Below are 15484 nucleotides of genomic sequence, written 5' to 3' on the forward strand. Positions count from 1 at the left end.
AATAAAAAAAGGGGAATAATTTATTCCCCTTTTTGACATCTAAAATACAGTTAAACCACGAAATTTTTCGGGCAATCTAAATTTTTCAGTGCACTAAAGATCTGCTTCGAAGAATTACATACGATCAGTTTGGCACGATGCTGCGGCGGCAAGAAACCTTCAGCGACCGCATGGTCTAATTGTGCAATCAGTGCATCATAGAAGCCATTGACGTTATAAAGCATCATCGGCTTTTGGTGTTGATTCAACTGTCCCCAAGTGGCGATTTCTAAAATTTCTTCAAATGTGCCAAGACCACCGGGCAGGGCAACAAAGGCACTTGCACGTTCTGCCATCATGGCTTTACGCTCATGCATACTGCGCACGACATGTAATTCAGTCAAATGATTATGTGCAATTTCATAATCCAACATAAACTCAGGAATCACACCCACGGCTTCGCCGCCATGTTCGACCACAGCGTCAGCAACTTGACCCATCAGGCCAATACTGGCACCACCATAGACCAGACCAAAACCATGTTCAGCCAAGCCTTGCGCTAATGCGATGGCTTTTTCTTGATAAATTGGATTGTTACCAGAGCGGGAGCCGCAATACAGTGCGATTAAAGGTTGTGTTGTAGCAGGAGAAGGATTACCACGTTTTTCTGTCATTTTTAATCCGCTATTCATTACGTTTTAATTTTACCTTAGCATGTTATTTTTTATGACACTACATTGGCAGCTAAATATGACAATTTAATGTCATCACTGGGTTTAAATTCTTCCATACAGAGATTGTACTTTGGTAAAAAAGGGTGAATTTTTACCTTAACTTGCTATACTTAAAACTTCATTTTAAGCTAAAGAACCGTCATGGGTAGTGGTTGTTGTCACTCAGCACACATCAAAATATTAGAAAGAACGCCATTAAAAGCGTTTGCGCATGTCCAATGCATTTCATCTTCAAATCAGCATGATCCACGTGTGAATAACATTCAGGAGATACAATTATGATCTTTGAATGGATGTCCGACCCATCTGCATGGGTGGGTTTATTGACACTGGTGGTGCTTGAGATTGTTTTAGGTATCGATAACCTGGTTTTTATTGCGATTCTTGCGGAAAAATTACCGCCAGAACAGCGTAATACCGCACGGATTGTCGGCTTATTGCTTGCACTGTGTATGCGATTGGTCTTACTGGCCTCGATTGCATGGGTGGTGACTCTAACCAACCCACTGTTCCATATTTTCGACCATCCATTTTCCGGTCGAGATCTAATTTTACTGTTTGGTGGGGTGTTCTTACTGTTTAAAGGCACCATGGAACTGCGTGAACGTCTTGAAAACAAGCCGATGCTAAAGGAAGAAAATCCTGTGCATGCGACGTTTTGGATGGTGATTGTGCAGATTGTGGTGCTTGATGCCGTGTTCTCGCTCGACAGCGTGATTACCGCTGTCGGGATGGTGAAACACCTTTCTGTCATGATGATTGCGGTCATTATTGCTGTCGGCATTATGCTGTGGGCATCTAAACCACTGATGAACTTCGTGAACCGTCACCCAACGGTGGTGATTCTGTGTCTGTGTTTCTTGATGATGATCGGTTTCTCGCTCTTAGTCGAAGGCTTTGGTTTCCATATTCCAAAAGGTTACTTATACGCGGCCATTGGTTTCTCTGTCATGATTGAGTTCTTGAACCAAACCATGCGTCATAATCAAGAAAAAATGGTGACAACCACAGACTTACGTTATCGCACAGCCTCAGCTGTGATGCGTATGCTCGGTGGGAAAAATGTTGCAGACAATCAAAATGAAAATGAAGATGTGCTTGCAACACGTGCTTTTGCTGATGAAGTCTTTGATGAAGACAACGGGGTTTACCACAGTGTCATGGTACAAGGGGTACTGGGTTTATCTGAGCGTCCAGTAAAGTCCGTGATGACACCTCGTCCTGAACTGGAATGGATTGATTTAGATGAAGAACCTGAGGCGATTCGTGCTCAATTACTCAGTACCACGCATTCACGTTTAATTGTGGCACATGGTGAGCTTGACAATATTGCGGGTGCGGTACTGACTCATAAAGTCATGAATGACTATATTGAAACGGGCGTACTCGATTTCGAAAAACATCTCCGTGAGCCAGTGGTGGTGCATGAAAATGCACAAGTCTTGATGGTGATGGAACAATTGCGTCAAGCGCCGTTGCAAATGGCTTTGGTGTTGAACGAATACGGTTCAATTGAAGGGATTGCAACACCGATTGATGTCTTAGAAGCGATTGCAGGTGAGTTCCCCGATGAAGATGAACCAGAGACGGCAGCAGAAAGTCTCGATGATGGTTCATTGTTACTCGATGGCTCAACCGATATTCGCCACGTGTCTTTATTGTTGGGTCGTGACTTGGTGGATGATGCTGAACAGTATTCGACATTGTCCGGATATATCTTATTTCATTTGGGCCGTTTACCAGCCAATGGTGAAAAATTCAAAGCGGATGAACACATCTTTGAAGTGGTCACAATGGATGGTCATAAGATCGAAAAAGTGCATGTCATTCCCATGCCAACTGAAGATTAAGTTGCGTATCGGGGGGTAATCTATATAGATCACTGATGTTACGCACGTAAAAGTAATTACGCATTTTTAAAATGATTTTTAAGTCTATTCGACGGAGTCTTACATCTAGGGTTTAAATAAAGGGATTAGCCTTCGGCTGGAGGTACTTTTGTTTCGGCAAAAGTACCCAAAACCATTGTCATCCGCAAAACTCGTTCACTACCGTCAAATTATTCAAAGCATTGCAAAAACATTTTTGATTAGAAGTAGTCCTGTCTCAAACACTTGCGGATGACCTTACCGTGTATCATTCTTTTATTTGAATCGATACGGATCTACTGATGAAAATTGTGTGGAAAGATCCGTTAAAATAGCCTGCATTGTCAGGCTATTTTTTTATGGAAACAAACATGTCACAAGTCCAGTGTCCGTGTGGCAAAGGTGAATATGGTAGCTGTTGTCAGCCCTTACATACGGGGCGTGAAAATGCACAGACTGCAGAGCAGTTGATGCGTTCACGTTATAGTGCTTTTGCACTGCATAAGATTGATTATATTGTACAAACAACTGCGTTTGGACAGCAGCAAGCCTTGGATGTCAGTGCCATTGCAGCGTGGAGTCAGGCCAATCAGTGGTTAAAACTTGAGGTGGTACAGGCTCAAGAAAAACTCGATAAAAACCATGCTCAAGTTGAATTTAAAGCCCATTATCACGATGGGCAGCAAGCGCAGGTACATCATGAAATTTCACACTTTGTGAAGTTCGAGCAGCGCTGGTATTTCCTTGATCCGACCACAGAGATGCAAATCACCATGAAGCAGCCCTGTATTTGTGGTTCTGGACGAAAATTTAAACAATGTTGTGCGCAATTTTTATAACATTTGAGCAGATTTAGCTTAGAATAGCGCGCATCTCAACCCTCAGTGGAAGAAGGGCGATGTTACTTACCGTTATTTATATTATCGCAATCACGGCAGAAGCAATGACAGGTGCATTGTCTGCGGGTCGGCGGAGTATGGACTGGTTTGGGGTAACATTGATTGCCTGTGTCACGGCACTGGGGGGCGGTTCGGTTCGTGATGTGCTACTTGGGCACTATCCACTGACATGGGTTAAGCATCCCGAATACCTCATGCTGACCTGCTTTGCTGCATTTGTCACCATCCTGATTGCAAAGTGGATGCGTCATCTTCGTAATATCTTCTTAGTTCTCGATGCCCTTGGTCTCATTGGCTTTACCATTATTGGCTGTCAAATCGCTTTAGAAATGGGACATGGTTTTGTGGTTTCTGCGGTAGCAGGGGTACTAACGGGCGTCTCTGGCGGTATTTTACGAGACATCCTTTGTAACGATGTCCCGCTGGTGTTCCGTCGTGAACTTTATGCCAGTATTTCTTTTGTGTCCGTGATTTGTTATTGGCTCTGCATTGAGATTGGCTTATCGCTAGAATTGACCGTCATTGCGACGCTCATTTTCGGTTTCACCTTACGTCTGATCGCCATTTACTTTGGCTTAGAAATGCCTAAATTTATTTATAAAGATGATGATGATCAGTCGGTATCTTCAAAAGATTTGTCATAGCCGCGTTGCTATAACATCACATTAAAATGCTGAAAAGACGGATCAATGGTCGGTCTTTTGCATGGATCTATACTAAAAAACGCAAAATCATACATCCTGTTGGGAAAGCAGTGTTCATCCTTCCACCAGTTCAGAGATCTTGTTATGGACTTAGTCTCACGTATACAACGCTTACCCATCGGTAAGTTTCACTACACTTTACTTTGGGTTATTGGCCTTGGCTGGATGTTTGATGCCATGGATACGGGGCTCATTTCTTTTATCTTAGCGAAAATGGCTGAAGATTGGGCCATGACGCCAAATGATAAAAGTTGGGTGGTCTCGATTGGTTTTGTTGGGATGGCGATTGGCGCGGTGTTTTCTGGAGGACTGGCAGATCGCTTTGGCCGAAAAACAGTCTTTGCATGGACATTGGTGATTTATAGCTTAGCCACCGCTGCATGTGCGTTTGCACCTAATCTAACTTGGTTGTTGGTGTTTCGTTTTATTGTCGGCTTAGGTTTAGGGGGGCAACTCCCAGTCGCGGTGACTTTGGTCAGTGAATATATTCCGGCGCATGTGCGTGGTCGTTTTATTGTCTTACTAGAAAGTTTTTGGGGACTGGGCTGGTTGGTTGCAGCGTTGGTCTCACGCTTTATTATTCCTGATTTTGGTTGGCATGCAGCGTTCCTGATTGGCGGTATTCCTGCGTTATATGCGATCGTGATTTGGAAAATGGTGCCCGAATCGGTGCCTTATTTAATCAACCGTGGACGTTTTGATGAAGCGCATGCATTGGTGAAAAAGATTGAAGCCAAATGTGGTGTAGAAGTTGTTGAAATTTTTGAGGTCAAACCGGTTGCTGAAAAACATGACATCAGTTTTTCACAGTTGTGGTCAGGCATTTTTGCACGTCGTACTTTAATGCTGTGGCTCATTTGGTTCGGTATCGTCTTTTCTTATTACGGTATTTTTACATGGTTACCAAGCTTATTGGTCAAAGAAGGCTACACCATTGTTCAATCCTTTGAATATGTTTTGGTCATGATTTTGGCACAATTACCGGGTTATATTGCAGCTGCATGGTTGGTCGAAAAATTAGGTCGTAAAGCTACGTTGGCGGGCTTCATTGGGATGTGTGCCATTTCGGCATATTTCTTCGGTCAGTCTGGCAGTGTGACAGAGATTGTGATTTGGGGCTGTTTAATGTCCTTCTTTAATCTCGGTGCTTGGGGCGTACTTTATACCTATACACCAGAACAATATCCGGCCAATATTCGTGCCTTTGGTTCGGGCTGGGCGGGTGCCATTGGTCGGATTGGGGGCATTGCAGCACCTTTTGCCGTGACACATATGATGGATATGGATCATGGTTTTAGCTATGTCTTTATGATGTTTACAGCAGTCTTAATTGCAGTTGCCGTGGTGATTCTGGTTTTAGGTGAAGAAACTAAGGGCAAAACTTTAGAATCCATCGGTCTATAAAGACTGTTGAATTTTTAGTTGATCATGGTGAATAAAATGGATATTTTTACGCCATAAGACACAATTTGTCGCAGAGTGTTAGATCATCCCCTTGTATAGGGGACACCTGCGACATAGCATAAGAACCCAATAAAGAACGAACAATTTAGGATTACAGGTTGTTATGACAAGCCTTGCGCATCATGCGACAGAAAACCGTTCCGTAGCAGAATTTACCGAACAAGCATATCTCAACTACGCCATGTACGTGATTATGGATCGTGCATTGCCACATATCAGTGATGGTTTAAAACCCGTTCAGCGTCGTATCGTTTATGCGATGAGCGAGCTCGGGTTAAAGCCAACGGGTAAGCCAAAAAAATCTGCACGTACGGTTGGTGATGTACTGGGTAAATACCATCCTCACGGTGACTTAGCTTGTTATGAAGCCATGGTCCTCATGGCGCAGCCGTTTAGTTATCGCTATCCATTTATTGAAGGTCAGGGAAACTGGGGCTCACCAGATGATCCGAAATCCTTCGCAGCGATGCGTTATACCGAAGCAAAACTGTCTGCGTATAGTGATTTATTATTGTCTGAGTTAGGACAAGGAACCTGTGATTGGCAGGATAACTTTGATGGTTCGATGAAAGAGCCAGTGAATTTACCGGCACGTGTTCCGAATATTTTACTCAACGGCACAACGGGTATTGCTGTGGGTATGGCAACGGATATTCCACCGCATAACTTACGTGAAGTGGTGAAGGGCACCATCGCCTTAATTCGCAATCCAAACTTAACCGATGAGAAAGTCGCAGAATATATTCCTGCACCTGATTTGCCGACACGTGCGGAAATTATTACTTCTCCAGAAGAATTACTCAAAATTCAAACCACGGGTCGCGGTAGTTATCGAACTCGTGCAGTGTACAGCATTGAGAAAAATGAAATCGTGATTACGGAGCTGCCGTATCAGGTTTCAGGCTCAAAAGTGATCACGCAGATTGCAGATCAAATGCAGGCGAAGAAGTTGCCATTGGTCACGGACTTACGTGATGAGTCAGATCATAAAAACCCAACACGTTTAGTGATTGTCCTGCGCTCAAACCGTATTGATGCTGAATCGGTGATGAGTCATCTATTTGCAACCACTGACTTAGAGTCGAGCTATCGTGTCAATATGAACATGATTGGCGCTGACGGTCGTCCGCAAGTGAAATCGATCCGCCGTATTTTGTTGGAATGGATCGAAATCCGTAAAAATACCGTAACACGTCGTTTGACTTATCATCTGAATAAAATTGAAAAACGATTACATATACTTGCAGGCTTGATCATTGCCTATCTGAATATTGATGAAGTGATTCGAATTATTCGTGAAGAAGATCAGCCTAAACCGGTGTTGATGACGCATTTTAATATCGATGAAATTCAAGCCGAAGCGATTTTAGAACTTAAGTTACGTCATTTGGCAAAACTTGAAGAAATGGAAATGCGCCGTGAACAAGAAGAATTGGAAGCCAAAGCAGCCATTATTCGTGAACAATTGGCGAACCCTGAATCATTAAAAGCATTGATCATTAATGAACTGAAAGAAGATGCGAAGAAATTTGGTGATGACCGCCGTTCTCCAATTGTGAAACGTGCAGAAGCCCATGCGATTAATGAACAGGATATGCTTCCTGCAGATCCTGTAACTGTCGTTTTGTCTGAAGCGGGTTGGATTCGCTCGGCGAAAGGTCATGAAGTCGATGCTGAGAACTTAAATTTCCGTGCAGGTGACCAATATCTCAGCCATGCGCAAGGTAAATCGAATCAACGCGTTTATGTATTGGATGATGCCGGTCGAAGCTATGCTTTGGGCATCAATACCTTGCCATCTGCGCGTGGTTTAGGTGAGCCTCTGAGTTCTAAACTTGCACCTGCAAGTGGTGTCGGCTTTAAACAAGTGTTTATTGCTGAAGATGAAACAGAAGTCTTGGCGATGAGTAGTAAAGGCTATGGCTTTAAAACCCAAGCCAAAAACCTCGATACCAATGCAAAAGCGGGTAAAGCCTTCCTTAGTTTATCTGAAGGCGCGGCGGTCATGAATTTAACGGCAATTGAGAATGCAACACACCTTGCACTCCTCAGTTCTGCGGGTCGTTTGCTGTTGGTTGAACTTGATGAATTACCAGTATTGAATAAGGGTAAAGGTAATAAATTGATACAACTTGAGGCAAAAGATCAAATTGTATCCATGACAACTTTGAATTTAGATGAAATAATTCAAGTGCTTGCAGGAAATCAACAATTAAAGCTTAAAGGCGACGATCTGCAAAAATATGTGGGCAAACGTGCATCGAAAGGTGTGTTGTTACCACGTGGATATCAAAAAGCAAATAAACTGTTCATTCAAAGATAATACTAGCATCCATGGAACGAAATACGTTATATATGCTGTTATTCGTGAAATGGATGCAATATTAAGCACAAACAAGTTAAATAATGACCGCTTAATATTGAAAAAAAACAGTTGGATTATTAAGGATTACGACAGGAGAATTGGGCGTTATGGAAAAGATTTGGTTCGCTGAATACCAAAAGACAGGGATTCCAGAAACTGTAGAATTACCCGCAGAAAATACCTCATTGGTCGATATTTTTGAGCGTAATTTCCAGAAGTTTGGCTCAAGAGATGCCTTTATCTTTATGGATAAAGTCTTAACTTTTAAAGAACTTGATGAAGCTAGCCGTAAATTTGCAACTTATTTGCAAAGTTTAGGTTTGGCCAAAGGTTCACGCGTTGCAGTCATGATGCCGAACGTTCTTCAATATCCTGTTGTCGCATTGGGTGTATTCCGTGCTGGCCTGGTATTGGTCAACGTGAATCCACTGTATACCTCTCGTGAACTTGAGCATCAATTGAATGACTCTGGAACAGAAGCTCTTGTTATTATTGAAAACTTTGCATCTGTTTACCAAGCGATTATTGGTAAAACCCCAGTAAAACACGTGATCGTGGCATCTGTGGGTGACATGCTTGGTACGCTGAAAGGTACATTGGTTAACTTTGTATTACGTTCAGTACGTAAACAAATTCCAGCTTGGAACATTCCAGGTCATATTCGCTTTAATGCAGCAATGTCTAAAGTGAGTGCAAACAATTACAAACGTCCAAACTTAACTTTAAGTGATACTGCTGTACTTCAGTATACCGGTGGTACAACTGGCGTATCTAAAGGCGCAGAATTGACCCATCGTAACCTTGTGTCAAACATGTTGCAGTGTGATGGTATTTTCCAAAGTAAATTTGGTCAGAAAGATGGTCAGCCAGATGATCGTATCTTCTGTGCATTACCGCTGTATCACATCTTTGCATTTATGGTGTGTGCACTTTACGGTATGTACAAAGGTCAGGCAAACGTATTGATTCCTAACCCGCGTGACCTACCTGCGGTAATGAAAGAATTACGTAAATACCAACCTTCATTCTTCCCAGCAGTGAACACATTGTTCAATGCTTTGGTGAACAATGAAGAGTTCAAGCAACTTGACCACAGTAAGCTAAAAATGGCGATGGGTGGTGGTATGGCAGTGCTTCCTTCGACTGCAGAAGCGTGGAAGAAAGTTACAGGTACCAATATTATCGAAGGTTATGGTTTATCAGAAACTTCACCTGTTGCAACCGCAAACCCTCCAGCATCAATGGAATTCAGCGGTACGATTGGTATTCCATTGCCACTGACTGAAGTTGCTATTTTAGATGATGATGGCAATGAAGTTGCTCAAGGTGAGCAAGGTGAAATTTCGATTCGTGGTCCTCAAGTCATGAAAGGCTATTGGAACCGTCCAGATGAAACTGCCAAAGTAATGACGGCGGACGGCTTCTTCCGTACAGGTGACATTGGTGTCATGGATCCACGCGGTTATGTGAAGATTGTAGACCGTAAAAAAGACATGATTTTGGTGTCTGGCTTCAACGTTTATCCTTCTGAAATTGAAGAAGTTGTTGCAAAACATCCAAAAGTACTAGAAGTTGCTGCGATTGGTGTTCCTGATGAAAAATCAGGTGAAGTACCTAAATTATTCGTTGTGAAAAAAGATCCATCTTTAACAACTGAAGAAGTTTTGGCATTCGCAAAAGAAAACTTAACTGGCTATAAACGCCCACGTTATGTTGAATTTATGGATGAATTACCAAAATCGAACGTCGGTAAAATTCTACGTAAAGATTTGCGTAAAACAGCATAATACGATGCATAAAAAAGCGCCTTCGGGCGCTTTTTTTATCGCTTTAAATTTAGTTCATTAAAGCTTGCCTTTATTCATCGACCAGCGATCAAAGTAGCGACGTCCTACACCAAAAACACCTAAGAAAATAAACATCGCGCCGAACTGACGACTAAAGCCAGATTGGTTATAGCTGCCATAGGTTAAAATATTGTCGACTAAACAATATAGTGCAATGACAATGACCCAATGCCAAAGGGGAAGTTGCTTGATGGAAACTGCATAGAATGCAATCCACATGATGACAAAGCTGAAAACAGTCGACCAGACATTTAAGTTGGCGCAGATCACAGCAAGTAAAAATGCAGTCACTGGAATGACAATTTTTAAGACACGATCGACGCGAAGCTGATGGCGTTTTTGCTCTTCAAGAACTTCAAATAATTGATCTTGATCAGAAGTACTCATAGAGGATCCTTTCATCTGCCGATTATAAAAACACTATATTTAACAAAAATTATTCACGAAATGCCATGGTATTATAGCAGCCATAAAAATCTTCCTGAGAAAAAACACATGCACAGCATCAGTGGGATCATCTATCTCATTTTGGCCGCTTGTTTATTGCCATATGTATTTACATTTATTGCGAAGCGAGCTGCAGGTTTTAAGTCGAGTGATAATCAAAATCCACGTGAAGTTTTAGCGCGCTCTACAGGATTGGCGAGCCGCGCACATGCAGTGCAGCAAAATAGTTTTGAAAGTTTACCTTTATTTATTGCGGCTATTCTAATGGCCGAATACATGGTGATTCATCAGCAATACATCATGACCTTTGGGATTGCCTATCTCGTTTTACGCGTCATTTATGGGTTATGTTATTTAGCCAATTGGGCAACTTTACGTTCAATTATTTGGACCTTGTCGATGTTATGCCCAATTTGTCTGATGTTATTGGTCATTAAATTAAGCTAAATGTTCTGCTTGATGATTAAATTATCAGCATGATCGCTAAAATCACAAAAAAAGCGATAAAACCGTTATAATTGTGCCGGATTAAAAGATTTAACTTTGTTTAAAGAGTGATGCTATGAGCTACAGCAATATCCCAGCGGGTAAAGATGCACCAAACGACATCTATGTCATTATTGAAATTCCTGCAAATGCAGCACCAATCAAATACGAAATCGATAAAGATTCTGATGCGTTATTTGTAGACCGTTTCATGGGTACTGCAATGTTCTACCCAGCGAACTATGGTTATGTTCCAAATACATTATCTTTGGATGGTGACCCACTAGACGTACTTGTGGTAACTCCACATCCAGTAGAACCAGGTTCTGTAATTCGTTGCCGTCCTGTTGGTAAATTGAACATGGAAGATGACGGTGGTGTTGATGCAAAACTCGTTGCTGTTCCACACGACAAATTGACTCCGCTTTATAAAGATGTTCAAGAATATACAGATCTTCCTGCATTATTGATCAATCAAATTGAACATTTCTTCCAACACTACAAAGACTTAGAACCTGGTAAATGGGTTAAGTTAAGTGGTTGGGAAGGTGCTGATGTTGCGAAACAAGAAGTACTTAGCTCAATTGAAGCTTACAAAGCTGCGAACAAATAATATTGTTTTAAGCTGAGCATCGTTGTTATATGAAAACGATGCTCATAAAAAAAACCTGCACAGTGTGCAGGTTTTTTTTCGCTATCTTAGAGTAGTTGCGAAATTAAAATAATTTCACAGGGATGTCTAAGAATAAACGCCATTCGTTTGTATCACCGATATAGTTACCAGCTTGGTAGTTATCACTTGCGCGGTAGTAAGAATGACGTACACGTAAGCTTGCGTCCTTAGCAAAACCAGATTGAACAGTATATTTCACTTGGTTAAAGAATTCGCGCTCTTGACCTTCTTTTGCTGAATTGTTGACTTTAATATCCCAGCCATAAACGAATGCAGAAGTCCAGTTCAAGCCTGGCACACCATAATCAGTAAAGTTTAAGTTATATTGAACTTGTGCCGATTTTTCATGGTTCCCCACAAAGTCAGATAAGTATGAGTTAGCTACATAGATTGACTGTGCGCCATCAGCATTTTCGCCATAGTCATAACCAGTGTTGCCTGTATTTTGTTGGTAAGCTAGCATGACTGAGTGAGCGCCTTGGTTTAATGTACCTGCAAGAGACCAGATGCTATTGCTGCGGCCGTCAACATTTTTATTACCAATTGTTGAAGAATAAGTTCCAGCTTGCTCGTCCCATTCAGTATGGTAGCCATTGAAGTCTACATTTAATGAGCGTTTTTCAGCTAAAGGCAATGTGTAGTTTGCATTGATGTAGTGACGTTCAAGCGCATCTTCACTGTCTAAGCCATAGTAAGATGCATTAAGCTGATCGTTAAATTTGTACTTTGCACCCCAAACGATTGCATTATCTAGATGACGGCCATCAGTATTGATTTGATCTGAATATTGATTCTCTGTGAATTTACCAGCAACCAATTCTAGATTTTCAATTTCACGGCTTTTCGCAAGAACACCAGTGAAATATTCTGGAACCATACGTGCTGTATTAGACGCAAGTACAGGAAGATCTAGAACTTGGGTACCGTATTCAACAGTTGTATTTGATACTCGTGCTTTAACGCTAGCTCCGCCACGCGCCCAATGGTCATAGGCGTCTACATCACCATTTGCATCTTTAGCTCCGCCGTTATGAAGCGGAATCATGCCATTGCCAGCATTATCATTGCTGCCTAATTTGAATGAAGCGTCGCCAGTAACATTTACACCAAAGCCGATAATACCTTTTGTAAAACCAGATTCAAGTTTTACAATCGCAGACTGAGCAGCTGAGCTGGTATCTGTTACTCGTTTTACTGCACTAGTATCATTGTCAATGTAATTGGTTTTGTCACGGTTGATGTAACCTGTACGGAACAATACAGAGCCTTCAGCATCTTCCACAAAGCCTTTAGATTCACTTTGTTCGCTAGCAAAAGCAGTAGAAATAAGAGCAGCGTTTACTAATACTGCAAGTGTTAGTTGTTGAGCTTTAAGCATTGGGAGAGAGCCTCATGCAAATTTGGTTAATATGTAGTGCGATTGTATATTTTTTCTTAAAAAAATCACTATTTTTAATGCGCTTATTACACTAAAGTTAGAAAACATTCAGATCATCGGTCAATCTGTAATAAGCAAATGTTTCGTATGTTATTGTTGTTTAACAAATAGTTTATTTAAATTGAATATATATTAAGCTAAAGAGAAGTTTCTTCATTGCTTATCATAAAAAAATATAAAAAACGGTAAAAACTTTCATTTAACTTGCTGATTTATCATTACTCTTCGCGACAATTTGTGCTGAATTTAAATTGGTATTTTGATCAAAAAGTATAAAAACTGCTGAGGTGCATGGCATCAATGTTCAGGCTAAGTAAGCACTGTTGGCGTGTTTTTTTTGTAAATAGAGAATGACTTTTAGCGAAGTCGTCAGAAATGTTTTCCTTAAAATCTAGCTCAATAAAAGATGATAATAATCGTGATATATACATATAAATTAAAACATTAAATCATTGTTAAAGACTGGAACACGATAAAAGATATTTTATGAATCAATAGCTTATTTTTTACTATTTTATATAATCTTACCTTTGTTTTTAAATGATTTAATTGATCAAAATAAGAAAAAGGGGCTATACAGTGCGGTAAAATCGATTAAAATCGGCGCTAAATTTTACTCAACCCAATCCACGATCGATCCGATGTGGGGACTAAACATGATTCAATTTTATAAAAAAGCCATTTTAAGTATTTTAGTGACCCTAGGTACAGTCCCTGCATTTGCAGAACAAACTGAACAAGCCACAACTGCACAAGGGAATTGGTCTGGAAGTTTGGGCGTGGTAAACAAATATGTGTACCGTGCGAGTGAAGAAAATGATCAAGCGGCATTACAAGCCGGACTTGAATATGCACACAACAGTGGGCTGTTCGCGGGCTATTGGGGTTCTACACTCAACTATGACCCTACGGACGACAGTCAGTCACATGGTTTTGAACATGATTTCTATGTCGGATATGGACGTGAACTGAATGAAGATTGGAGTTATAAGTCACAAGTGATGGCCTATGTCTATCAAGGTGGCGGTTCAGTGTATAACGACGACCGATCTGAAAAGCGTCGCACAACGGGCGTCGAATTTATTCAGGACATAAGTTATAAAGATTTAACTGCAAGCATGGCTGTATTGTTGTCTGATGTTAATTATGGCAACGCAGGTGATGTATATCTGAATGCTACTTATAGCTATGCATTACCTTATGATGTTTCATTAAATTCATCGCTTGGTGTTTCTGTTTTTAATGACAGTCGTGATGATAGCCTATTAACAACCACAGAAGATGTGGTGTTCACTGAAGCACGTTTAGGCTTGAGTAAACCGATTGTAGATACTGGGTTTGAAATTGCTGCTGATTATGTATGGGGCGGTAAAGATCGTGAAGGCGAGCAATTAGACGATAACGTTGTGGTTGGATTGACCTATTCTTTCTAACATTAACGAGTTGACCGTATTCGGTCATATTCTTGAAAGTGCATAATGGTGATTGTGCACTTTTTTTATGCATTTTTGAGATCGGTGTAGAAAAAATATACTCAAAAAAGCGCATTTTTAAAATCCTGTTACATCTATCAACCCGAAGATTTAAATAATCTAAATAGATGAAAATCTGCATTCTAAAATAAATTAAAGAGAAAAAAGGCCAAATAGGATAATTAAAAAATAATAAATAAAAACAGTAATATATTGGTTTTTGATAAACCAAAATGGTGACTTTTATAAAAAAAATATGCGCTTATTTTTAAACATGGCACAGCGCTTGCTAATACCTCATTGAGTTCAACGAAATAACCAAAAAATACGTCGTCGCACGATGTGGGGGAACAAACCATGAAATTTGCACTTAAAGCTTTATCAATCGCTGTACTTGGAGCAGCATCGACGTTTACATTTGCTGAAGCACCTGCTTCAGAGCATTCTGTATCTGGAAATATCGGCGTACTATCTAGCTATAATTTACGTGGTATTACCAATGTGCCTGAAAATAAAGATGCGACAATCCAAGGTGGTTTGGATTATAGCCATGCATCAGGCTTCTATGCGGGTTGGTGGGGTTCAACATTAAACTATGGTGATGACCTACCGAATGGTTTTGAAAATGATTTTTATGCGGGCTATAACGGTTCAATTAATGATGATCTTGGTTACACAGCAGGTCTAACTTACTACTATTACTATGATATTGATACAAGTGATGCAAACGGTTTAGAAACAATGCTTGGGCTAAGCTATAAAGATTTTGGCTTAACAGCGCAAACTTTGCTTGAAGATGTTTCATGGGGTAATGCAGGTGATACTTATATCAAAGCATCATATAGCTATGCACTTCCTAAAGACTTCAGTCTAGATACCGCGCTTGGTTTATATGCATATCAAGATTCAGGTGATTTTGAAGATAATTTAGGAACAACAGAAAGCTTTGGTTTCCGTCACTTTGATATTGGTCTAAGCAAGCCTTTAGCAGATACAGGTGTTACCGCAAGCATGAATTACACAGTTGGTGGTTATGACCGTGCGGATGAAAAACAAAAGAATAAAGTCGTATTTGGTTTGAAATACGAATTCTAATGTTAAAAAGCAT

At 40.7% G+C, this 15484-nt stretch carries 13 protein-coding genes; 10 read left to right on the forward strand and 3 right to left on the reverse strand.

Annotated features, from left to right (window positions below):
• Positions 1-50: 50 nt before the first annotated feature.
• Positions 51-671, reverse strand: coding sequence for a TIGR00730 family Rossman fold protein (locus FTT98_RS06770; protein WP_078189478.1), 621 nt, complete (start codon positions 669-671; stop codon positions 51-53).
• A gap of 320 nt (positions 672-991) precedes the next feature.
• On the opposite strand from FTT98_RS06770, the gene FTT98_RS06775 reads away from it, so the two are divergent.
• The 6 genes from FTT98_RS06775 (at position 992) to FTT98_RS06800 (ending at position 9800) form a co-directional block, all read left to right on the forward strand.
• Positions 992-2563 (forward strand): TerC family protein, encoded by a 1572-nt coding sequence (locus tag FTT98_RS06775; RefSeq protein WP_180005207.1) that lies wholly within the window; start codon positions 992-994, stop codon positions 2561-2563.
• Positions 2564-2952: 389 nt separating this feature from the next.
• Positions 2953-3420, forward strand: a complete 468-nt coding sequence (locus tag FTT98_RS06780) for a YchJ family protein (protein WP_180022084.1) — start codon at positions 2953-2955, stop codon at positions 3418-3420.
• Between the two features lie 59 nt (positions 3421-3479).
• On the forward strand, positions 3480-4124 hold the full coding sequence (locus FTT98_RS06785; protein ID WP_078189475.1) for a trimeric intracellular cation channel family protein: 645 nt from the start codon (positions 3480-3482) through the stop codon (positions 4122-4124).
• Positions 4125-4268: 144 nt separating this feature from the next.
• Positions 4269-5588: an MFS transporter gene (locus FTT98_RS06790; protein ID WP_180116066.1), complete on the forward strand. Its 1320-nt coding sequence runs from the start codon at positions 4269-4271 to the stop codon at positions 5586-5588.
• A gap of 163 nt (positions 5589-5751) precedes the next feature.
• Positions 5752-7971 carry a DNA topoisomerase IV subunit A gene (gene parC, locus FTT98_RS06795; RefSeq protein ID WP_180005204.1) on the forward strand — a complete coding sequence of 740 codons (2220 nt, stop codon included), beginning with the start codon at positions 5752-5754 and terminating at the stop codon, positions 7969-7971.
• A gap of 149 nt (positions 7972-8120) precedes the next feature.
• The gene (locus FTT98_RS06800; protein WP_168378241.1) at positions 8121-9800 is read left to right on the forward strand and encodes a long-chain-fatty-acid--CoA ligase; all 1680 of its coding nucleotides are present in this window, start codon (positions 8121-8123) and stop codon (positions 9798-9800) included.
• 57 nt (positions 9801-9857) lie between these two features.
• Here the strand turns inward: FTT98_RS06800 and FTT98_RS06805 are convergent, their stop codons facing one another.
• Positions 9858-10247 (reverse strand): hypothetical protein, encoded by a 390-nt coding sequence (locus FTT98_RS06805; protein ID WP_078189471.1) that lies wholly within the window; start codon positions 10245-10247, stop codon positions 9858-9860.
• A 108-nt stretch (positions 10248-10355) separates the two neighbouring features.
• Between FTT98_RS06805 and FTT98_RS06810 the strand changes: the two genes are divergently transcribed.
• Positions 10356-10754, forward strand: a complete 399-nt coding sequence (locus FTT98_RS06810; RefSeq protein ID WP_078189470.1) for an MAPEG family protein — start codon at positions 10356-10358, stop codon at positions 10752-10754.
• 115 nt (positions 10755-10869) lie between these two features.
• The gene (ppa, locus tag FTT98_RS06815) at positions 10870-11406 is read left to right on the forward strand and encodes an inorganic diphosphatase (RefSeq protein ID WP_078189469.1); all 537 of its coding nucleotides are present in this window, start codon (positions 10870-10872) and stop codon (positions 11404-11406) included.
• A gap of 103 nt (positions 11407-11509) precedes the next feature.
• On the opposite strand, the gene FTT98_RS06820 is transcribed toward ppa, so the two are convergent.
• Entirely contained in the window at positions 11510-12844 is a 1335-nt protein-coding gene (locus FTT98_RS06820) for an OprD family outer membrane porin (RefSeq protein ID WP_180039912.1), read from the reverse strand.
• A gap of 716 nt (positions 12845-13560) precedes the next feature.
• Here FTT98_RS06820 and FTT98_RS06825 point away from each other — a divergent pair.
• On the forward strand, positions 13561-14337 hold the full coding sequence (locus FTT98_RS06825) for a TorF family putative porin (RefSeq protein WP_180039913.1): 777 nt from the start codon (positions 13561-13563) through the stop codon (positions 14335-14337).
• A gap of 396 nt (positions 14338-14733) precedes the next feature.
• Complete coding sequence (locus FTT98_RS06830) at positions 14734-15471, forward strand: TorF family putative porin (protein WP_180008086.1); 738 nt, start codon at positions 14734-14736, stop codon at positions 15469-15471.
• The last annotated feature ends 13 nt before the right edge of the window (positions 15472-15484 follow it).

The organism is Acinetobacter sp. YH12039 (genome assembly GCF_013420015.1).
Lineage (GTDB): Bacteria > Pseudomonadota > Gammaproteobacteria > Pseudomonadales > Moraxellaceae > Acinetobacter > Acinetobacter amyesii.

Bases quoted from the DNA above. Each gene is read 5' to 3' on its own strand.
- FTT98_RS06810 (WP_078189470.1), top strand. From the start codon at position 10,356: ATGCACAGCATCAGTGGGATCATCTATCTCATTTTGGCCGCTTGTTTA.
- FTT98_RS06830 (WP_180008086.1), top strand. From the start codon at position 14,734: ATGAAATTTGCACTTAAAGCTTTATCAATCGCTGTACTTGGAGCAGCA.
- FTT98_RS06805 (WP_078189471.1), bottom strand. From the start codon at position 10,247: ATGAGTACTTCTGATCAAGATCAATTATTTGAAGTTCTTGAAGAGCAA.
- FTT98_RS06825 (WP_180039913.1), top strand. From the start codon at position 13,561: ATGATTCAATTTTATAAAAAAGCCATTTTAAGTATTTTAGTGACCCTA.
- FTT98_RS06790 (WP_180116066.1), top strand. From the start codon at position 4,269: ATGGACTTAGTCTCACGTATACAACGCTTACCCATCGGTAAGTTTCAC.
- parC (WP_180005204.1), top strand. From the start codon at position 5,752: ATGACAAGCCTTGCGCATCATGCGACAGAAAACCGTTCCGTAGCAGAA.
- FTT98_RS06800 (WP_168378241.1), top strand. From the start codon at position 8,121: ATGGAAAAGATTTGGTTCGCTGAATACCAAAAGACAGGGATTCCAGAA.
- FTT98_RS06820 (WP_180039912.1), bottom strand. From the start codon at position 12,844: ATGCTTAAAGCTCAACAACTAACACTTGCAGTATTAGTAAACGCTGCT.
- ppa (WP_078189469.1), top strand. From the start codon at position 10,870: ATGAGCTACAGCAATATCCCAGCGGGTAAAGATGCACCAAACGACATC.
- FTT98_RS06775 (WP_180005207.1), top strand. From the start codon at position 992: ATGATCTTTGAATGGATGTCCGACCCATCTGCATGGGTGGGTTTATTG.
- FTT98_RS06780 (WP_180022084.1), top strand. From the start codon at position 2,953: ATGTCACAAGTCCAGTGTCCGTGTGGCAAAGGTGAATATGGTAGCTGT.
- FTT98_RS06770 (WP_078189478.1), bottom strand. From the start codon at position 671: ATGAATAGCGGATTAAAAATGACAGAAAAACGTGGTAATCCTTCTCCT.
- FTT98_RS06785 (WP_078189475.1), top strand. From the start codon at position 3,480: ATGTTACTTACCGTTATTTATATTATCGCAATCACGGCAGAAGCAATG.